The following is a 21,577-nucleotide window of genomic DNA, read 5'->3' on the forward strand; positions in this document are numbered from 1 at the left end:
TGTTGAGGATTTTAGCGAATCTCATCAGCCAGATATGCAACTATTTCTTTTGCAATAGGGGAATATAATTTCATTTTGGAAGGGTCAACGATGACGTTATTCAGGTATTGAAGTATCAGGGTATCTTCAAAGTGAAGACACGGGATGATTCCGCCCATGAAGAAGCCGAGCTTTTCAATCTCTTCACTCATATAACTCGTGATCGGATCGCCGAGGTTAAGAAAAAGAGTGAAGTGTTCAATTCTTTTTGCGCAGAGGTCCTTGAGATGATCTCGAAGAACTCTTATTGCATCCTTGCCGTATTGCTGAATTACGATTTCCGCGCTGTTTATTTCAAAAAAAATCTTTAATTTCATTACGGATAAATCCGGCATGGGGGCGGACCCTTCCGGAGTCTCGAAACTTCTGGTCAATCCGATATTTTCATAGAGCTTACGCAAAATGGATTCGTGGCGGGAAGGGAGGTATACGGACGTGGCCGGTAGTTCGACCACAGGCTGAAAAGAGAATACAAGCGATTCCCTTTGGACAAGCTGCTCCTGGATCGCTTTGAAGGCAATATCTGCCGGTGCATAACCGAGTACAATGCCGCAGTCTTTATACCCTGTTTTCTCCGCCATCTTCTGGGTTGCGCTATGAACCGTAACCGACCTCCCGTAAATGGCCTTCAGTCCCATAGCTCTTGCTTCATCATTGAGAAGCTTTTGCATTCCCGTGAAAATATCGTGACCCCTGAAACTGGGATTTACGGCTCCTTTCCCTGCCTCGGCAATCATATCATCTTTTGTCTCTCTCGTTATGGCAACGTGCCCGACAATCTCTCCTTCCTCCGATACTGCAACAGACGACGTGATGAGACCTTCCCTGATGAGTTCCGCGAGTCTTTCCGGATAATACATTACATCCGACAAATAAGAATACCCGTATGTCCGGTAGAAAAGCCTGGAGACTTCCAGGGTCTCCGATGGTTTCATCAACCTCAGCTCGATTGAGGGAGGCGACGAAGAAACGGTTTTTCTATCTTGGATTTCTTGAATCGGCTCCGGACATTCCCCGAGTTCGACGACGTTCTTAGTCGGAAGACGTTTGATAAGGTGGAGCTCTTTCCCTCCCTTTCCAAGATTACAGAAAAGCACCTCATCGACACATTTTCTCATGATGAAAGATCCAAGACCTTTAGACGGCATCTCCTCCATGTCCTTAGGTGCTTCATATTCGGGAATCAGACCGGGATCGTACGGCAGACCCATGTCTTTAATGATGATCTTGATACCTGTTGGAGACGGCTCAAATAATATCTGAAATGATTGCTCTGTGGACTCGAAAGCGTGTTTGATCACATTTATTACAGCCTCCTCAATCGCGAGGAGGATCTTTTCCTGATCCGAGCTGTCAAAACCTATTTCCCTAGAAAATTCCCTGGCAAAAGCCTGAATCGCAGGCAAATATAAGAGTTCGCTCGTGACCGTCAGATTCGCACTTCCATGTATCATATCATTTCTCCTATTCTCTCCGCGTCACACGATCCTATTCTCTTTCAAAGCCCTCTGTTTTTCATGTACACCCATTCCATACCCAGGCGATTTTCGCCTTGCAACGGTAAGAAACTAGCAAGGTAACGTGCAACCCCTCACTACGCTCGACTCCGTATCTCCTGCGGGGCAGTTATATTTAGAAACTCTGCCACTCTTGCCGCATTCGGTGAATTCACCTTCATTATTGTCCTCTGTCAAGGGCTGACCGCTTTTTCTCTTCCTCGAATTTATCATATGTTTTGACCCAACGATAGCCATAAGCGGCGGGCGGTTCAAACTCGATTGTAGTTTAGTGTCCATCCGGAAATGATTTCGCGGTAGAACCCAGTTTCCAATCCGGAAATGAGGATTTTTGGCCAATATCAAGGAAATCAAGCGTTTGTGCGGAGGCGACCTGTAGGTCGCCGCACAAGCAAACGTGCAGATCGACGCCGAGATTGGCCAAAAAGACCATTTCCGGATGGAAACTAGTTTAAAGCGCACTTTCCTTGCCATATCTCAAAGGCTATCGAAGCGCCATAAATAGTCCGTCCGCCTTCATGCCTTGGTTGGGCAGGATGCCCACTTTTTTTCCATCGTCACGATGCAATGCGTACCGTTGATACGCCCAACCAGACGGCCATCTTCGCCCCTAAAATAGGTCGCTTCCAATTCCTGGGCACACTTGTGATCGATGACAACAAGGCCATGAGCCATTGCAAATGATTCAATCTCATCGGGTTCGATACCAAATCGCCATTGCTCTCCTGCTTTTGCCACGGTTTTTGCGAGCCCGCTTTCACCGTAGAGGGTATTCTCATGACGAAGCACGGAAGCTTGAATGTAGTCAAAGACAACTCGACTCCCTACCCCAGCATACTCACGAATGGTCCGAAGCGTCGATCGGACGGAATCCGGTTCCAGGTACATCAGCAAACCTTCGAGAATGAACAGTGTTCTTTGATCTTTCCTGAACTCCGCCATGTCCAGTTTATGGGACAGTGCCTCCTTTTCGAAGTCAACAGCTATAAACACCAAATTCGATGGGATACTGAGCTTGCGCTTCCTAAACTGCTGGATTTTGGCCATTTGGGTTAGAGGTGCATCCAGCTCGAAAACGCGGGTAGGTTCCGCTTCGGAATGGAACCGTAATGCTCGCGTATCAAAGCCGGCGCCAAACAAAAGGATTTGGTCGAATCGCTCAGTCAATGCCCTCCGAAATGCTGCATCGACATACTTCGTTCGGGCGATAACGTACTCATAAACCCCCTTGGGCGCAAGGAAACGGACAAAGAACTTTCTACATAGAGAAGTGTGAATGAGCACCCTGATAAAGCTTGGGAGAAGACACACGGCAAGATGGTCGTCGCCGTGATAATGGTCTCCTTTTTCCAGAGATGAAACCGCGCGTGAAAGGCAAGTCATTTCAGCGGTTCGTGATGTTTTTCTCTCGATTCGTTTATTGATCACTTTCGTTTGCCTCACCGGAGCGACTTGCCAATTTCGCCAGTCGATTGACCCAAAGCCCGAATCAAGCCGCGCCGCCAAGCGGCATCGGCTTAAATGAGTTGTTTATGTGCCTGTTCCGATCAAACCCCTTGACATTTTGGTCAAAATGGTCATAATGGTCATAATGGTCAAAAGAGGAGATTGATAATGGAAAAAAACATATCCGTGGGTGAAGCAAAGGCCACCTTTTCAGAATGCATCCGTAAAGTTGAAGCAGGTTATGCTGTGCTCATTACCAGGCATGGCAAACCTGTCGCCGCTCTGGTTAGCCCCACTGACCTCGAACATCTAAAGCGTTTGAGAAAAGCAGGGCCAGAGAGTGGCCTTGCCAGTATTGCTGGCGGCTGGGAAAATAGCGAAGAATTGGCTTCAATTTTGAACGCATCTCCTCGACAGGGACAACGAAATACCCCTAACCTGGAAAATTGAAAATGGCTTTTCTCTTTGACACCGATGCAATTTCAGAACTCCTGCGCCCACGCCCCGCAATAGCCTATGTGAAGTGGATCATGAAAGTTCCTCGTGAAGAGCAATTTACCAGTGCTGTTGTAATAGGCGAACTGTACAAAGGCGCCTACCGCTCCCAACACCGTGAACGACACCTAACCAATATAAAACAACGGGTTCTCCCCGCTGTCAGCGTTTTACCTTACGACACAAGCATTGCGAAAGTTTTTGGTAAAATCCGAGCTCACCTTGAAGAAATGGGAACAATCCTTCCCGATGCGGATATTCAGATTGCAGCCACGGCTATAACCCATAATTTGGAGCTTATAACCGGAAACCTTCATTATTTTAGTAGGATTACCGATTTGAAGGTTAATAATATCCTCGCAAATTCACGGAATCAATGATTTCTCTCCTCTTCTCCCACATAACACCAGGCATCAGGGGCACGACAACCACGCGGGCAAGGGATTTCAACGCAATGCCACCGGACTGCCCCCGCGCAATTTCGTGTCTCCTGGATGCCTTTGTCATGCGGATTTCTTCGACCTAGGGAGGTACGCTGAACTCTCCCCTCCTCACGGCGCGACAAGGTTCTCCCCCTCGACTCGACACCCACCACTCCTTTTCAAGAGTTCGATGCCCTCATCGAAGAACGACCGCACCTTGTTACCGAGGCGTGTGATACCGAACACTTTGGCTGTTTCTCGCGCAAGGTCGTCCTTGCCCATGCTGATGTTCAGGATAAGGACCTGGGCCGCTGCGTTGGCAATCTCCTCAGGGCAGATTTCCCTCGCCGTGCGCGCCTTCAGGTCCTCCTCTCCAGGGATTCGGAATCCCTTGTAGGGATTCGCGCTCAACTCCCTGGTCCAGACGAACTCGCGCTTCCCCGCGCTGCGCATCCCCAGACCGCTCCGCTTCACCGCGGCCCGTACTACCTCACGGACGCGGCTCCCCGCCCTTTGCAGTCCCCAGGCAAACGCAACCTCGGAGCAGAGCGTATCGAACAGCAGGGGAGCCTCGGTGGCGACGATCGCCATGACCAAGTCGCGCACTTTGCCTGCGTTGGCTGAATCGTAAACCTCGCCCGAAAAAGTGTGGGCATCCGCCCTGTAACGCCGGTAGATCGACTGCTCCGCAAACGCGGCAACGCCCGGAAGAGGTTCGACGCCCTTCCGCTCGACAACTGTCGTCACACTCGCGAATTGCCGGTTCATATCCTGCCCACCGGGGTTATCGGTCGGCACATGCGCCGCAGGGACGCTTGCCGGCGGACTCAGTTCCATGCCGTCGGCTGCCACGGATTTTTGCTTCGCCAGTTCGAGTGCCTCTTCGAGTTTGCCGATCTCCCTGGGACGTTGAAACCACCAGTCAGTTGACCAGACGCGATGCAGCCGCCAGCCGAGGCCCTCCAGCACCGTCTGGCGAAGCCGATCGCGGTCCCGGGCCGACTTGGCGCTGTGGTAGTTCGCACCGTCACATTCCACGCCCAGGATATACCGCCCGGGGGCGTCGGGGTCGCGGACGGCGAGGTCGATCCGGTAGCCCGAGCAACCCACCTGAGCATCCACGCGCCAGCCCCGCCCGGTCAACTCATCCAAGACCGACTGCTCAAAGAAGGACTCCACCTCGCCGGTCGCTCGGGAGATGTCCTCCATAAGCGCCACCTGACCGCGCTTGGCGAAGTCGAGGAAGGTACGAAGGTGGTGCACGCCCGTTGCCTGGGTCCGGGAGAAGTCGATCTGATCCGGCCGTAGCCGAGAGAAGACCAACAGCTGCTTGCGGGCTCTGGTAATTGCCACATTGAGCCTCCTCTCCCCGCCCTTGTTGTTCAGCGGCCCAAAGTTCATACGAACCACCCCGGCTGCGTCCGGCCCGTAGCAGATCGAGAACAGGATCACATCCCGCTCGTCTCCCTGGACTGTTTCCAGGTTTTTCACGAAGACGGGCTCGCTGACGGTCGTGAAGTATGGCTCGATTTCAGGGTATTCGCCCCGCGCCGCGTCCAGAAGGTCCTCGACGAGGCCCTGCTGCGCCTGGCTGAAAGTAACCACACCCAGGGAGTCGTTCCGTTCCTGCGGGTCGCGCAACCTTCGGACAATCTCGGCGACCACCGCCTCCGCCTCCTTGCGGTTCGTACGCGTCTTCCCGTGGTCGTAAACTCCGTCCGGGACCTCGCACCACCGTACCCCGAGCCGAGGGTGCTCAGCGAATGCTGCCGGGAAGGTGTGGAGCCGGTTCTCGTAGTATTGCAGGTTGCTGAATGCGATCAGGCTCTCGTGGCGGCTGCGGTAGTGCCAGTCGAGACGCAAGGCTGTTATTCCCGCCGCCTCTGCCTCCTCGAGGATACTCTCCAACTCCTCGGGCAGATCGACCTCGCTGTATTCCTCGTCGCCCTTCTGCCGCTCGAAGAAACTCGTGGGCGGAAGCTGGCGGGAGTCACCAACCACGATGAGCTGGTTTCCTCGTGCGATGGCGCCAATAGCGTCGTAGGTCGGCATCTGCGACGCCTCGTCGAACACGACCATGTCGAATTTTGGGAAATCCGCGCCGATGAACTGGGCCACCGACAGGGGACTCATAAGGACGCAGGGTTTGTACCTGGCGAGCGCGTTGGGACACTCCTTGAAGATGCGCCGGATCGTCTTGCGCCCACCTTGCGCGAACCGTTGAAGCAGGCCGGCCTCGGAACTGGCAGGCGTGCGCTGCCCAGCTGCCACCGCTCGCGGCATCCCGCCGGCGATTCGTGCAAAAGTCTCCTTTCTGGTCAGGTCGGCGACCTTGGCATCATGCTCCCGGAACTCCCGAATCTTCAGGTTGTGACGTTCACCAATAAATCCGACGAGCGAGGGAACAGACTTCAAGACGGTCCGCGCCCACCAGTCGGCGAATGAATGCTCGAACACGGCTTCCATCTGGTGAATGCCGATCTGCCCGCTTTCGAGGGCTTCCGCGAGTTCGGCAAGGTGATGCTGCACGAGCAGCGCGCGCGACGTCTGGTAGTGCGTCCATACCCGCAGGCGAGGCAGGTTCGCGGCCAAATTTCGCAAGGTTTTCTCAGCCCTCTCCAGCATCCGTGCGTCAGCATCTTCGCCCCAGGCCATGTGCGCGTCCACACATAGAAGGCTGGACAAGTGCGCCCGCTGACCGTCGAAGCCCTGGACGGCGTCCCGGAAAACCCGCGCCTGCTGCGCGGCAGGAGCACCGGTGGCATACAATGCGCGGCCTTCCGTAGCGAGACACGCCCACGTATCTCTGATCTTCAGTTTCGCATCCAGGTTCGCACCCGGAGCGCGGTCGAGGACCGCGCGGAACCCCTCCACCCAAACCAGCATCCGTTGCAGCTCATCCCAGGGCGATTCAAGTCCCTGCCAGAACGAGCCGAGGAGCCTGGAGAGGACCTCGCCCTGAGCGCCCAGCCTGGCGCTCTCCTCGACCAAGGTCAGCGCCTGGCTAAGCTCCGCCTCCAGGACGGCCAGGTCCCTGGGCTTCTTGCCATCCTTGCGGACCTCCCGCACGAGCTTCCGGGCGAAGCTTCCCAAGCGCCACTTTTTCCAGAACCAGGCTTCCTTTCTCGCCCGCAGCTTCTCTATCAAAGCGGGAAGGTCCAGCATGAGGACCCCGTCGGTATACGTCTCCAGCAGCGCCGTCCGCCTCGCCGCACACCCGCATCCCAGCTCGATCCACCGGGTCAGTTCGGTCCTGGTGCCCTGCCAATCAGGCTCGGAGAGGATCGCTTGGGTGACGCTCGGGGCGGTCTCCAGCAGGGCGGTCAGCTCACCCGCAAGCTTGAGGTCAGAGAGCGAAGCCTCCTCGATGTCCAATCCAAGGTCCTGCACAATCAACAAGCCCGCAGCCCTCAGGCTCCGGTGCATCTCCTCGACGGCCTGAATCGCCTTCTTGGCGTCGTCCTCGATGCCATAGATCCAGCTGGGCAACCGGACCGCACCCAACGGGTGTCCCGCTGGATCGCCGGAGATGCGCGCCGCCTCCGCCACCTCGCGCACGGCGGCCCGCATCCGCTCGAACTCTTCGGCCGTCCACCCGTCAGAATCGCCGAGGTCCAACTTGACTTTCGGTTCGCCCCCACGGCCTATGAGCCTGGAGATAACCCAGTACGGGCTTTTACCAAACGCGCGGGGCTTGTGGAGGTCGCGCACATACTCGTTCAACGCTTTCCGCTGCTCGGCGAGGCGGTTCGTCTCTAACTCCCAGTGTTCGCTGGCTCCGGTACCCGCTACGGCGAGCGCCTCGCGCACTTGCGCACGGAAAGACTCCTTTGTCGTCTTGTTCGAGTGCAGTTCCAGGCAGAAGGGGCTGAGTCCTACATCCGTCAGGCGCTTATGCACCACGTCGAGCGCCGCCCGCTTCTGGGCCACGAACAACACCCGCTTCCCAACGGTCAGACAGTGGGCGATCAGGTTGGTGATCGTCTGGGACTTCCCTGTACCCGGCGGACCTTGCAGCACGAAGGTTTGCCCCTCGGACGCCGCGAAGACGGCGCGAAGCTGGGAGGAGTCGGCATGAAGCGGACAGAACGACGCCGACGGCGGATACCGGTCGTCGAGGGTCTCCAGGTCCGGAAACGATGCGTCGGGCTCGAACAACTCGTTTGGAGTCTCGATCAGATGGCGGACCACCGCGTTGTTCTTGAGCTCCCCTGCGTTCGCCTCGAGGTCCAGCCACATAAGGAACCGGGAGAAGGTGAGGATCGTCAGGCTGGCTTCCGCCTCTACCTTCCAGCGCGGTTCGCGCTTGATCGCGTCGCGAAGGGTCCGCAGGATTTTCGGCACGTCCAGACCGGAGTCGTCTTCGGGCAGGGGGTCCAGGCCGTCGATGGAGATGCCAAAGTCCACCTTGAGCTTCTGGAGCAGCGTGACGTTGATCCTCGACTCCTCGTCAATCCGCTGGATGCGGAATCCGTCGCGCACGGACTTGCGCTCGATGGTCATTGGAATCAGGAGTATAGGCGCTCGGCGCTCGATGTCGCTCGTCGGCGCCTCCGTCCAGACCAGGAAGCCGAGGGCCAGGAACAGCGTATTCGCACCTCCCTCCTCTAGGCCCAGGCGGGCGGCACGCTCGATCTCGGTGAGACGGCCGGCAAGCTCACGCTCCGTCACGACGGCGTGTAGCCGTCGCTGCGACATCTCCTCGCGCAGGTAATCGGCCAGGGCCTCACCGCCCGTTTGCTCTTGATGCAGGGTGGCGTCGCGGGGGTCGCCCGGCCCCCAGGCATCCGGCTTCGGACGCACACGAAAAACTGCATCGGCGGCCAGGGCGTCTTCCAATCCCGCGATGTCGGGGCAAAGCAACGGAATCGACTTCCTGGAGTCCTTGAAGTTGAGCAGGCGGTTCCGCAGGCTGAGATCGAGCAGGCTGGTCTTCCACCGCCCGAGGCGGTCGGCACCGCTCTCCTGCTCACGGGGAGGGCGCGTCGGCTTCGGGGCGCCAGCTTCCACAACCGCCTCCGGGATGGCCAGGTCATCATCGAGGGATACGGCACCTTCACGAGCGCCGATACTGTCGTCCGCCGATCCACTACCCTCCTCGATCAGCGACAAGGGACGGATGCCGATCTTGCGTGCAGCCTTTACGTCCAGCGCAAAGCGAAAGTGCGCCTGGGTCTGGAGGTGGGTCTTCGCCTCTTCCGACGCGATCTTGAAGCTCAGGGGTGGTGTCTTGGTTATCCCCGTTGATTCAACGACGAGGAGTTCGCCCAAAGCGAGCCGATTCAGGAGGATCGAGGCGTGGCCGGTCACAATCTCGTCGAAGGACTTGTCCACTAGCCACACGCCAGGGAAGGCGTGCCCATCCACCAGCACGACAATTGGTCGCAGTCCTGCCTGCTCGAAGCACGCGGCGAGGAGTGCGGTAGTATCCATACAAGTACCGAGTTTCCTGCCCAACAGGTGCTCCGGGGTTCTGATCTTTTGCCCGGTTTCCTCGAAGCTCGCCGGAGGGTTGACATAGCTGATCTTCTGAAGGGCCGCCGCGAAGTAGATCGCGGCAGCCTGGGCATACGCTCGAGATGAATCACCGCTCTGGTAGCCCGACAGTGAACCATCCTGTGTCTTCTCCAAGAGCAGCTTCGACGCCTCAGCCAGTATGCGCTCCACGGCCGGATCGTTAGGCAGCACGTGTGCAGCGAGGATCTCCGGAAGCGATGTCCCGCCGAACCACTCGTTATAGGCCAGCACGGATAGGGGGAGCGGCTGGCGACAGGGCGGAATGTCGTCAGCCGCGAGCTCGATCCACAGGTGGCCTTCTTCGCGCTCGGAGTGCTTGCGAAGGGGCTCGCGCAAGAGGGTGAGCGCAAGGTCCGAGAAAGCGTAGCTCGTACCAGCATCAACCCGATCCACCCGGAACGTCGCCTCCCGAATGACCGGCGGGTCGCTCCACACACGCACAACCACGTGAATGGCCTGTTTCCCGGAGGAGTTCGTCACGGAGAGCGCTCTAAGCAACGGAACTGCGTTCTGCTGCATCGCAAAATTCACGAACGGCGTATACTCCGCCCCCACGGACAGCGGGGGTTCCACCCTCGATTGCTGAGATGATTCAACCATGGTAGCTCCGAAACTGTGGAAACTGAAGCGTAGAGGCAGGTGTAATGGCTCCTACTGTTCTGCTATCGTTTCTTGCCATAACAGGCTGCTCAGGGGCGCCAAGCTTTTTCGCCGTCCCCTGGAGCAGCGGGGTTATGTGTATGCCTTAATGTCCATTGATCGATTCCATGATCTGCTTGAAACTCTCGACACCGGCTTCAAGGTTCTCAATGATCTCTTCGGCCAGCACACCCGGATCGGGCAGGTAGTCCAGATCCGCCAGGCTTTGATCCCTGATCCAGAAGATGTCCAGGCTGGTTTTGTCACGGGCGATAATCTCGTCCTAGTTGAATTTGCGCCATCGGCCGTCGGGGTTGTCTTCCGACCAGGTTTCTTTACGCGTGTGGCGGTGTTGCGGGTTGTAGCAGACAATGAAATCCTTCAGGTCCCCGTATGCCATCAGATTTTTCTTAAACCAGACCTCCTGGGTCCAGGGGTGTTTGGCGGCGGGTTTATTATCGAAAAAGATCACGTTGGCCTTGACCCCCTGGGCGTAAAATATGCCGGTGGGAAGCCTCAGGATGGTGTGCAGGTCGGTATTATCAAGGGGCTTTCGTCGAACCGTTTCACCGGCGCCCCCTTCGAAGAGCACATTGTCCGGAACCACGACGGCCGCCCGGCCTCTGGTTTTAAGCATGGTGTGTTTGAAACAATGTTTGCTGTGTCGTTCATTTTTTGCCTTCGGTTGAATAATATTTTTGTTTTGAGCTAGTAGGTTTGTCCGGGATCATCGGTTTTAAAAGACCTTCTTCCAATAATGGCTTCAGGATAGTTGATCTAAAATGCTCACGATGCTTCAGACCCAGTAACTCCATGATTTCAAAAGTCGATTTTGGACTCTTGCAAAACGCCATAATTTTTTCGACTTGCTCGGTGACTTGCTCGGTGACTTGCTCGGTGACTTGCTCGGTGAGCGGCACGATGCACGTGAAAATATCTCCCTCGACAAGTTCCGGCGACTTGCCGTCAGAATAATGGCGGCAGTACTTGAACAGATTTCTCACCCCGGAACCGAGCTCATCCGCCCGTCCGATCTCCTTGAAGAAACGGGCGATTACCGGGTTCTTGGGAAAGGGTGAAAAGCTGGCTGGATTGATCAATCCCTGTCCATGGGGCTTGTTGCTGTTTTCGGTAAACAGACGATGGGTTTCGATAACGAGCTTTGCCGGATAGGGATTCAGGAATTCACGGTGAATGAGCATGTTTGCCGCCACTTCCCTGAACATGTGATCTCTGAGGCTGATCCGCTGTGCCTTTTCCAGGAAAAACTTGTCCGGAAGATGTTTCGCAACGAATGCCATCAGGCGGTCGTAACTCTCGACCAGGTTTGTCCGGATGTCATCGCGATCGTCATATCTGTCGATATTTTCACGCCGGAGGAGGGCATCGGTGCGGTGATGGGGGAGGACAGACAGAATTACCTGGTCTTCTCCCAGGAGGAGGACGGCCGCCAGGGTAAACCCTTCACTGCCGCTCTGATAGTCGCGCTGAAAAAGCTGGGCGCTTTGAAGCAGCTCCATATCCGTCATCCCGGACCAAGGATGGCCGGGTCTTTGATTCACTGCCAGTGTCCGCGCCGCGGCGATAAGGTCAAGACGGAGGTCTTTGATGGTAACATAGGGATAGATGCGGTTTTCGGAATAAGTGGTCTGCTTCCTGACATAAAGGGCGGCAACCAGGTTCGTATTGCCCGTAATATCGAAGTCACCGTCCTCGTTCCGGTCATATATCCTACCGTTGCAACGGTGAACCTGGGAGCTTTCCGGGACAAAGAGGCGGATAATTCTTTTCCGCTGGATGGTCCAATCCTCGGGGGTCAGGTAGAAGGTTGGATTCAGCCTTTGGGGGTTGTTCAGGCCGGTGACCAGATCCTTTTTGACCTGCTCTACCGCCTCGGCATCGATGCCGGTGATTGTTCCTCTGTCATCGACGCCGAGGAACAGATCCCCGCCGTTTCGGTTCAGGAACGCGCAGATACTTTCAAAAACATTTCTGCTTAGACCGTTCCAGCACTTCTTGAATTCGACGGCGATTCCTTCTCCCGCGCGGATCAGTTTCTTTATTCCCGTCTTGTTCATTTTGTTGTTTTCCCTCTGCGCCCTTTGCGCCTTTGCGGTGAATTCTTCCGTGCGTTTTCCTTTTCCGCCCGGATACGCGCCAGCAGGCTTTCCGCCGAGTTTTCACCGGAAATCAGCTCCGGGTAAGCTTCCCGCCACTCCCTGGTCAGTTCCCCTTCAAATGCCTTTTTCAGAATGCTCCGCCGCAGGACGACTGATGGCTGCCTGCACTTCTTCAGCCAGCCGCAGGACATTTAGATATTTTTGTCGGGTTGAATCAGGTCTAATCCCTTGCGCTTTCTGATAAAAGAGGTCGCCCAACTGATTCCAATCGGGAAACCCACGCCCCGCGTTTTTGCTGAAGCCCGCGCCAACCATAACAGCGGCGCGCTCAGCCCATAAGCGTTCCGCAACCTCGTTTAAATAAGGACGAATGGAATCAGGCACATTGGTTTCCGTTGCACTCATTACATCTTTCCTTCTTTACCTAACGATAAAAATCACCGGTCCTATCCGGTGCATTTTTTGGGTTGGACGGCGTTTCATCCGATTTTTTCGCATACCTCGCGCGCCCGCGATTCTTGATCCTGGCCCTAATGATCTCCGCTCATTACAGTGTGTCCCGTTCGGCAGCGATTCTTCATCTTCTACAGCCCATACTGGTCTCCGTTTCGCCGCAACCACTCTTCATGGGTTTCATATTCCGGGGCTGCCCGCCTCAATCGTTCATAAAAGGCCGGGCTGTGGTTATGTTCGTGAAGATGTACCAGTTCATGAAGGATCAGATAATCAATCCGCTCCGGTGGCAGAAGGATCAGCCGCCAATGAAACAGAATCTTCCCTTTCTCCGTGCAAGATCCCCAGCGGAAACCAAGATCACGAATTTCGATGGATTCCGGCTGTATGCCTACCCGGTCTTGCAGCATATGGACGCGCTTGGGAATCCACTCGGCAGCACGTTTCCCATACCAATGAATAAACACTTCCCGCCCCCTGGGAGCTACAGCACGGGGCATCAGAAAACGGTTCCCTTGGAAACGAAGCGGCTCCCCATTTCTGAAGGGCTGCGGTTCATCGAGGAGCTTCAGCCGGTATTTCCGCCCGCGATAATAGAAGCCTTCGCCGGAAACATACTCCTTTGCCGGCATCTGGTACAGTTCTTCCTCTTTTCGGCCGAGCTGCCGGTAGATCCAGAGAAGTTTCTCCCGGACCATGGCCTCCAGTTTTTCCTGGTCCGTCTTATCCGGGGCATAGAGAAGAACACGCCCATCGCGTTCCACGCTCAGTTCAACGGTTTTGCGGCGGGCACTGCGTCTCACCTCGACAGCGATGTCCTTAATCGCGATTCTTTCCATTGCCCCACACCAACAGCCGATGAAGGTTTCTGGCCTGGTCAACCACTCGGGTGGCCAGTTCCGCTATTTTGTCCCTGGCAATCTTCCCGCTTCGCAAGAGGGACCTGTACACCGACTTTTCCAGGGACCGGCGGCTGTGTTCATCCCGCCAGAAATCAACCAGTCGTATTTTTTCCCGAATCTCATCCACCGTGGCCACGGTCAAATCGACCACTTCCTTGAAAACCGGGTCATCACTTTTCAATTCCTGACCTTGCGTTTTTTCGATCGCCTCCTTCAATGTCCCGAAAAAGGGGGCGTGCAAACGCGGGTCAAGTCCCGGCACGGTCTGCTTTCCTTCCCGTTCCAATTCATCCCGAATGAATGTTCGGAGTGCCTCTTCCAGGGCCTCCCAGTTATCTTTGAGCTGCTGGATGATTGCCTCCAGCCGTTCGCTCAATTTTTTGTAATGCGCAGGATCTTCATCGTAGCGAAGCCGGATCTGATGGCGCAGGGCGTGCTTCATCTCCGACGCCCTGGCGCGGGCGTTCTTCTTGCGCTTGACCTCATCCAGAAAATGAATATCCGTGATGGCCACCGGTGCAATCCGCGGATCGATACCCTGGGCCGAAACATACTCATCGATCAGCCGCTTCATACGGCGATCAACGCCCTCCAGGTCGAGTTGGTTGTCACGGTAGAGATTGGCCGCCACCTTGGCGATAAAGCCCAAAATCTTGGCGTCCCGCACAAAAGGCAAGGCCTCCGGCCGGGGCATGACAATGGCAAGGCTTGCCAGAAACGCCCGCACCCGGTTCAAAAATTCCGCCCGGATTCTTTCGTCTTCCAACAGGTCCACACAGGGATCGATGGGCATCAGATCCGGGATACCACGGGAGCGAAAGACATCGAGTGCCTTCTGGTGCCGGTCCCTCAGGCGGGGTATTTCATCCCGCACCCCATCGATGCCCGTTGGCGGGCGGGGGCCTCCCTCGCCGCCTTCTTCCGATTCCGTCAAGGCCGCCCGCAGCTCCCTGGCAATCCCGATATAATCGATCACGTACCCGCATTCCTTGCCAAGACGTTTCCGGTTGACCCGGGCGATGGCCTGGAGAAGGTCATGCTCGATCATACGGCGATCAAGGTAGATGGCCTGCTCCACCGGGGCGTCGAATCCGGTCAAGAGCATCCGCATCACACAGAGGATCGCCAGATTGCTGCGTTTGTCTTTGTCCTTATGCTCGAAGGGTTTCTTGAAGTCGGCGATATGGATTTCAATGGTGTTGGGGTCGGTCCACCGGTCCCAATCCGCGCTTTGGTTGTGCCTCTTTGAAATGACGGCGGCAAATTCCAGCGCTTTGACACGTTCCAGGTCCTTACTTGCCGCCACCACGGAGCGCTCGTCCTCGGAGCGTTGAAGCAGTTCCTCTTCGGAAAGGGCCCGCAGGACCGGGTCGATGGCTTCCGCCGCTTGGACCAGCTCGTCACGGGCAGCGCACAGGGCTTTTTGGTAAAGGACCACCGCCTCCTGGCTGACGGCGACCACCTGGGCCTTGCAGTTCCCGGGCAGAATGTTCCGCACATAATGATGGAGCATGTCCCTGGCCTTGACCGCAATGAGTTTCGAGGCCTCCATCACCTTCCGTTCGGTGGCGAATTTCTGCATGATGATCTGCTGCTCGGGTTCGGTGAATTCGGAAAACCGGACGGGCACCTGGGCATCGAGCCGGGCCCCGTTCTCCACCAGCCCCAAGGGCACCCTGCCTTCGTAGAGGATTTTGACGGTCGCCTCGTCCTCCTCGGCCTGTTTCATAGAATACTTGTCGATGAAGTCATCGAAGATGTTCAGGGTATTGCCGCGATCACGGTTCATGATCGGCGTGCCGGTAAAGCCGATCTTGGCGGCATTGGGCAAGGCCCGCATCAGGTTGGCATGGAGGCTCAAGGTGTGGGAACGGTGACACTCATCGATCAGAAGCAGGATTTTCTCGGAAGGGTTCACCTCAGGATATTCCGTTTCGTTGCGAATCACCTGGCGCAGGGTTTTCGTCATCCCTTGGGCCAATTTGAAACGGGATTTTGCTTCAGCGGCTTTTGGCACGTCAAAGTCGTCTGCAACCTGATAATCGACAACATCTCCGGATGGAGCTTTCCGAGGCGGCGGGACCGGCACCTCATATTCCAGGACCACCACCTCGCCTTCACGGTCCTGATTCTTCTGGACCATGCAGAAGACCAGATCCGGGCCGTCTTCACTGAGTATCCGTTTCACCCGGTCGCTGCCGGACTCTCCGGATCGGAAGTCGTCCTTATCCGGCCGGACCCGCTCACCCGTCAGTTTGGCGGTCTCCTGGAGCTGCTGCTCCAGTGACGTTCGGTCGGTGACCACCACCACCTTGAAGCCGCAAAGCCCGGGGGTGGTGCGCAGTTTCCGCACCAGTTGCACCATGGTGATGCTCTTGCCGGACCCTTGGGTATGCCAGATAATGCCGCCGCGCTCGTCCCGCCGTTTTTCCGACCGTTCTCTCGTCTTCCCTTCCGCCAGGCGCACCATGGCTTTTTGCACCGCCCGGTACTGCTGGTAGCGCGGGCAAAGCTTGGTGAGCCTGCCTTCCTCGACCTGGAAGAGGATAAAATGACGCAGGATGTCGAGCAGATGGGCCGGACGCAGCATGCCGGCCACCAGTTTTTCCTGGCTGCGCAGACTCTTCCCCGGTCGGCCGATTTCGGCCAGCACCTCGGCTTCGGTGAATGGGGCGGTATCCTTCCATTCCACATAGCGTTTGTAATCGGCGCCAAAGATGGCGACGCGTGCCGCGTAGTAGCAGGAGGAGACCATCAGCTGATTCCAGTGAAAAAGATGCTCCACCCCCTCCTCCAGTTCAACCTCCTCGCGTTGATTGGAGTAGCGCAGCAACTGGGTGATGCCTGATTCCACGGGTTTCCAGAAACCCCCGTCATCGGTCTCGGCCAGGCTGGGGCTTTTGCATTCGATGATGACGAGGGGAATGCCGTTGACGAACAGGATCACGTCCGGGATCACGAAGCCCACCCGGCCGATGGTATCGATACGGAACTGATTGATGGCCAGAAACGAGTTATTGTCCTGCTCGGCCGGGTCGAAATCGATGAACCGGACCGTCACATTCCGGGAATGGGGGCTTTCGCCGCCGGTTGCCCGCGGCACCGAAACCCCCTTGATCAGTTTTTCGGTCAGTTCCCGGTTGCGGTCCATGCCGCCGGGCTTATCGGATCGTTCCAGTTCGCGGATGGCCCGGTCCATGGTGATATCGTCCAGATTCTCGGCGGCGTTGATTTTGCGGATGGCGTTGCGCAACGGCTCCCGCAGCAGCACTTCACGAAAGTTTTCCCGCAAGGTCTTTTGCGGGTAATCCATATCGCCTTGCAGGTACTCCCAGCCCATCGCGGCCAACTGTTGCAGGAGCGGGCGCTCCACCGTAGTCCACTCGTTGGGCGTTTCCCGCTGTGGGTCCGGGTCGAGAGAGGGGATGGGTGAACGGTGCGGCACGCTCATGGTGCGTCTCCCGTTTTTCGCTGCGCCATTTCATCCAGTAACCGCCGGGTGTTCTCGATCTTCTTTGACAAGTGGCCCTCATGGGACCAGGAAAGCGGGAAAGCGGCCATCAGGTCATCAAGCGGGAAAATCCGAGACGGCGTCCCGGATTTTTTCGGTTCGGCCGATTTCCGAGACACGGCTTGGCACATCGAACCTAGGGAATCGCCAGACACGGTCCGGCGAATCTGCCCGGGTGGATAGACCGTATACAATTGTCGCATATATTGCAGATTCTGCCGGGAGAATCCCTTGGCGAATTTTTCGGTCAGATCCCCGGAAAGTCGTTCAATCAGTTGAGCGCCATAGTCGGCGCGCTCTCTTCCGTTCGGTTTAAGCTCGACGATTTTCCTGCCAAGTTCCCAGTAGCTGGCAACCAGGACAGGATTGACCGCCCGGACCGCTTGCTTTCTGGCTTCTGTCAGCAAGGAGGAGACCTCGCCGAGAAAAACCTGATAGCCGTCCGGAAGCGGCGGCGATGCGGCCGGCTCAGTAAATTGGTTTAAGAACACGCTCATTTGTTTTTTCTTTTTATTCTTCATGCTGCCGCGACCTCTGTTTGATATTTTGGGAGCATTGCTTCAGGGACACGGACACGGCCGGTCAGGAGGTCCTGCATGAGGCCTTGTTTGATTGTGATTAGTTTATTCAGGAAAGTTGCTTCCATTCGAACAGTTTTTTCATTTTTTTCAATATGTTTTACAATACTGATCTGTTCTGATTTCCCAGGAATGCCTATAAGGATAGGATGTATCGCATTCCGATTTAAAGTTGGAACAGACGTTGCAGCATCGAACCTTTCCAATCTTAAAAATTTGAGGAATATTGCTGCAAATTTTTCATCATTTCCATGAAAATTTTTTACCCAAAGAGAAGTGTCATGGGGCCAGAAAGGCCCTTCAAGAAAATACGCTCCTCCCAGCTTTCCTTTACGCCCAATAACTACACCTGGTCCACTAACTGCCGCTTTATTATGATAACTTGTAATGCCTGATGAAGATACCACAGGTATGTTTCCTGTTTTTTGCTCTGCAACAGTAATATCGAATCCTCTTTGAAGTGTCGCAAATGCCATTAGAGGGCAAATATCCCATGCGGCAGGAATCCTTCCCAGCAGTGAATCCTTGAACTGCTCGGGGTGGCGGATGGGGTCACGGAGTTCACCGTTTTCGTCGAGACCGCGGGTGAGGAGGTCGTGAAGCATCCCCGCCTTCACCTGCCGCAGCTTGGCAATCAAAACCTCGGACCGTCGGATTGCCTCGTCCACGGTGTCGAGTATCGCGGCGATGGCAATTTGTTCTGACTTAGGCGGGTGTAAAACGTAAATATTCTCAAATTCTTGTTTCGAAATTTCTTTAAAAGTCGAGCCAATAGCCCTTTTTTCAAGATTTCTGACTGAATTCGTTAAATAATGATAATAAAAGTCAAGATATGTCTTGTCTTCTGGGATTATTGATTTGAAGCCTTGATTTGTAGTAAGTGGTTTTCCTGCAAGGCAACATGCCCCTATTGTTGCTCTGGTTGTAACGAGGAGTGATCCTATAGGGAGTAGTTTAGCAGAGCTGCTGGAAAGACCTTGTGAGGTTATCTTTTTTTTGCTTTCTGTTATTATCTTAGCGTGCAGAGAAGTTACATCGCTTGGTGTTACCCAAGGTATAACGCCATCCCAGTATCCTGGAACAGTCGTTGACGGTGTCCCACCGGATACGATTTCCCCAAGCTGTGCTATGCGAACATTATCCCATCCTGGCGGAATAAAATTATCACACATACCCCAACTCCTTCAAAAATCCATCCAACCTTCCAGCCGCCACATCCCTCTCCTCCTGAATCGCCCGCAAACTCACCCCATACTTATTCCACAAATTTTCCACCGCTGCCCTTACCTCTTGGCGATGTTCCTCCACATAGCGCAACAGCACCCGCTGCAGGTCCTCCCTGGCAAATTCCAGTACCAGTTCACAGCAGTCATCCCCTGACAACTCCGCCCGTTTCTTCTTCAACACCTGCAACAAGGCATTGCTCAGATCCTTCAAGATCTTCTTGGCCTTCCGTAAGGCCGCCAGAATCTCCCGGTAGGGGGCCAACTTCTCTTCCAGCAGATCCTTTTCGGTCAGCAGTTCCTGCTTGTCCCTATCCTTCTTGAGTTGCTGCTTCACCTCTTTCAGTCGCACTTCCAGGGTCCTGACATAATTGGTTGGGTTGTCTTCCTCGCCTTCCTCCCGGTCTTCTTCATCCTCGTCATCGGACTTCTGTTCAAAGGCCTCTTTTTCGCCTTCCAGTCGGGCGATTTCGGCCCGGCAGTCATCGATCTGCCGGAGGTAATCGGGAAGGAGTTTGACCACCAGCTTATGCTCAAAAGGGTCGAAGAGTTCGGTCTTCTTGGTCTCGGTATCCTCGATCACATCCTGGATCAGGTCGATCCAGCCGTCCACCAGTTCCTCAAAGCCACGGGCGCTGATGGTCTGGATCTCGTCCCGGACACTGTCCCACCAGGTGGCGAGAATTCCGGTCAGCTTGAAGCGGTCAAGTATCCCGATGGGCAGAAGCGCGGCCTGGAAGGATTGCAGATATTCATCCCGCAGGATCATGGGGTCGGATGTTTGCGGCAGCCCGGCCAGGCGGGGAGAATGTGCTGCCCACCAGTCGTGATAGGCTGCCATCATGGCCTGTTCACGGGCCTTGATGCCGGGATCGTTATCCACGGCCTCACGGAGCGCGCCATTGCCGGCCGCATCGGGCGCAAAATCAACATACCGTTCATCGCGATCCACAAAAAGACGGGTCACGTCAAGCCCATGTGCCTCAAACAGCGGTCGGAGCTCGTCCACCTCGGACCTGGGAACCCCGCCAACCAGATGGGCGCGCACGTCCTGCGCTTCCGGCGGCGGCGAGTTGTCGGCGTAGCGGCGGATGTTGAGGTTGAAGTCCCCTTCCATAAGCTGCTCAATCGTGACAACGCTGGAATAGCCGGAAATGGTTTCAAAGTGTTGAAAGGTCTGGACGATCTTTTCGGCATGCTCGGCGCGCAGATAGTTCTGGGCGCGGCCTTCCTCGTAATCCCGGTCGGCATTGACGAAAAGAATCCTTCCTTTGCGCGCGGCGGGCTTATCCCCCTCGCGACGCATAACCAGGATGCAGGCCGGAATGCCGGTACCGAAAAAGAGATTGGCCCCCAGGCCGATAATCGCCTCGATGTGGTCTTTTTCGATCAGTTTGCGGCGAATCTCGTATTCACCACCGCCCCGGAAGAGGACCCCGTGGGGCATGACCGTGGCCATGATGCCGCCGGGCCGGAGCGAGGCCAGCATGTGCAGGGCAAAGAGAAAGTCGGCCTTCTTTTTCTCGGGCGGAAAACCATGCGCGGAAAAGCGTTCCTGATGACTGAGCTGCTTCTTTTCGTAGGGCATGCTGAAGGGCGGATTGGAGAGGATCCGATCAAAACGCATCAACTCCCCGCCTTCCTGATGCTGGGGGGCGGTGAGGGTATCATCGTTTTCGATGAAGGCTCGCTCGAAAACCCCGTGCAGGATGAGGTTCATCTTACAGATCGCCCAAGCCGAACCTTCGTTGTCCTGCCCGTACAGGGAGAGGTTGTCGGCATTGCCGCCATGTTGGCCCACATGCTGCCGGGCATAGATGAGCATGCCGCCGGAACCGCAGCAGGGGTCATAAATGCGCATGCCTTCCCTGGGATCGACCAGGCGCACCATGAGGCTGACCACATCGCGGGGGGTATAGAACTCGCCCCCCTTCTTCCCGGCCGACTCGGCAAACATGTAGACCAGGTATTCGTACGCCGAGCCGAGCAGATCCCGATGCTCGAAATCCTCATTGCGCATCCGATGCTTGCGGAAATGGGTGATGAGCTGCCGCAGTTTCGGGTCCGCAATGGGTTTCTTGCCGATCAGACGGGTGAAATCGATCTGTTCCAGGACGCCGGACAGGACCGGGTTGTTTTCGGAAATGGCGGAGAGCGCCTTGTTCAGCGTATCACCGATATTCTGGTGGGCCGTTTCGTCCAAGGTGCGGAACCGGGCCTGGGGCGGCACGAAGAGCCCTTCATAGAGGTTACGGTCCTCGGCCAGTTCTTCGGCCTCCTGTTGGCCGCTACCCCTCGCCACCTCTTCACGGATGATCTTTTCCCGCTCTTCCTCAAAAACATCCGAACAGCGCTTGAGAAAAAGCATTCCAAAAATAAAATCCTTGTATTGAGAAGCGTCCATCTTGCCGCGCAGGATGTCTGCCGCGGCATAGAGATGGCGCTTGAGTTTCGGTAGGGTCAATCTGGCCATATATGGTTTTTCCCCGCTGATTATTCCAGGGCTTGAGTTCCATCGCCCATCTGTTTTTCAAATACCGCCGCGTCAAACCTAAACATAGGCCAACGCTTCGATGAAAACCATCACTGTGGCAAATCGCTGTTGGCTGTTAATAACCAAATGCGGCGCTCAGCACGCCGCTCTCGTCTGCACCCTATCGCGAATCCGTAATGCCTATCAACCTACTTGCCATCCGTTTGCTTCGATCTCCGCTG

At 55.7% G+C, this 21,577-nt stretch carries 13 protein-coding genes and 2 pseudogenes; 2 read left to right on the forward strand and 13 right to left on the reverse strand.

Annotation, left to right across the window (positions count from 1 at the left end; translation table 11 throughout):
• Positions 1-11: 11 nt before the first annotated feature.
• From ACZ500_RS13595 to ACZ500_RS13605, 3 genes are all read right to left on the reverse strand, one after another.
• Positions 12-1,493, reverse strand: coding sequence for an ATP-binding protein (locus ACZ500_RS13595; protein ID WP_464227879.1), 1,482 nt, complete (start codon positions 1,491-1,493; stop codon positions 12-14).
• A gap of 331 nt (positions 1,494-1,824) precedes the next feature.
• Entirely contained in the window at positions 1,825-1,989 is a 165-nt protein-coding gene (locus ACZ500_RS13600) for a hypothetical protein (protein WP_464227881.1), read from the reverse strand.
• A gap of 83 nt (positions 1,990-2,072) precedes the next feature.
• Positions 2,073-2,984: a class I SAM-dependent methyltransferase gene (locus ACZ500_RS13605; protein ID WP_464227882.1), complete on the reverse strand. Its 912-nt coding sequence runs from the start codon at positions 2,982-2,984 to the stop codon at positions 2,073-2,075.
• Positions 2,985-3,170: 186 nt separating this feature from the next.
• Here ACZ500_RS13605 and ACZ500_RS13610 point away from each other — a divergent pair, with 186 nt between their 5' ends.
• Entirely contained in the window at positions 3,171-3,452 is a 282-nt protein-coding gene (locus ACZ500_RS13610; protein WP_464227883.1) for a type II toxin-antitoxin system Phd/YefM family antitoxin, read from the forward strand.
• A 2-nt stretch (positions 3,453-3,454) separates the two neighbouring features.
• On the forward strand, positions 3,455-3,877 hold the full coding sequence (locus ACZ500_RS13615) for a PIN domain-containing protein (RefSeq protein WP_464227884.1): 423 nt from the start codon (positions 3,455-3,457) through the stop codon (positions 3,875-3,877).
• A 171-nt stretch (positions 3,878-4,048) separates the two neighbouring features.
• On the opposite strand, the gene ACZ500_RS13620 is transcribed toward ACZ500_RS13615, so the two are convergent.
• The 10 genes and pseudogenes from ACZ500_RS13620 to ACZ500_RS13665 all read right to left on the reverse strand — a co-directional run bounded on the left by ACZ500_RS13620 (position 4,049) and on the right by ACZ500_RS13665 (position 21,335).
• Complete coding sequence (locus ACZ500_RS13620) at positions 4,049-10,009, reverse strand: DUF3320 domain-containing protein (protein ID WP_464227885.1); 5,961 nt, start codon at positions 10,007-10,009, stop codon at positions 4,049-4,051.
• 172 nt (positions 10,010-10,181) lie between these two features.
• Positions 10,182-10,715 (reverse strand): annotated as a pseudogene (locus ACZ500_RS13625) (N-6 DNA methylase); the annotation flags it as partial.
• A gap of 28 nt (positions 10,716-10,743) precedes the next feature.
• Positions 10,744-11,604: a Fic family protein gene (locus ACZ500_RS13630; protein ID WP_464233054.1), complete on the reverse strand. Its 861-nt coding sequence runs from the start codon at positions 11,602-11,604 to the stop codon at positions 10,744-10,746.
• A 237-nt stretch (positions 11,605-11,841) separates the two neighbouring features.
• Positions 11,842-12,153 (reverse strand): annotated as a pseudogene (locus tag ACZ500_RS13635) (AlbA family DNA-binding domain-containing protein); the annotation flags it as partial.
• 156 nt (positions 12,154-12,309) lie between these two features.
• Positions 12,310-12,600, reverse strand: a complete 291-nt coding sequence (locus tag ACZ500_RS13640; protein WP_464227887.1) for a hypothetical protein — start codon at positions 12,598-12,600, stop codon at positions 12,310-12,312.
• Between the two features lie 179 nt (positions 12,601-12,779).
• The gene (locus tag ACZ500_RS13645) at positions 12,780-13,487 is read right to left on the reverse strand and encodes a M48 family metallopeptidase (RefSeq protein ID WP_464227888.1); all 708 of its coding nucleotides are present in this window, start codon (positions 13,485-13,487) and stop codon (positions 12,780-12,782) included.
• Complete coding sequence (locus ACZ500_RS13650) at positions 13,468-17,001, reverse strand: type I restriction endonuclease subunit R (RefSeq protein ID WP_464227889.1); 3,534 nt, start codon at positions 16,999-17,001, stop codon at positions 13,468-13,470. Before ACZ500_RS13650 ends, ACZ500_RS13645 begins: the two co-directional genes overlap by 20 nt.
• The gene (locus tag ACZ500_RS13655; protein WP_464227890.1) at positions 16,998-17,582 is read right to left on the reverse strand and encodes a DUF1016 N-terminal domain-containing protein; all 585 of its coding nucleotides are present in this window, start codon (positions 17,580-17,582) and stop codon (positions 16,998-17,000) included. Before ACZ500_RS13655 ends, ACZ500_RS13650 begins: the two co-directional genes overlap by 4 nt.
• Entirely contained in the window at positions 17,579-18,811 is a 1,233-nt protein-coding gene (locus tag ACZ500_RS13660; protein ID WP_464227891.1) for a restriction endonuclease subunit S, read from the reverse strand. Before ACZ500_RS13660 ends, ACZ500_RS13655 begins: the two co-directional genes overlap by 4 nt.
• Positions 18,804-21,335: a type I restriction-modification system subunit M gene (locus ACZ500_RS13665; protein WP_464227893.1), complete on the reverse strand. Its 2,532-nt coding sequence runs from the start codon at positions 21,333-21,335 to the stop codon at positions 18,804-18,806. The genes ACZ500_RS13660 and ACZ500_RS13665 overlap by 8 nt, the downstream gene beginning before the upstream one ends.
• Positions 21,336-21,577: the final 242 nt, after the last annotated feature.

The sequence above is a fragment of the Desulfatiglans parachlorophenolica genome (genome assembly GCF_055394735.1).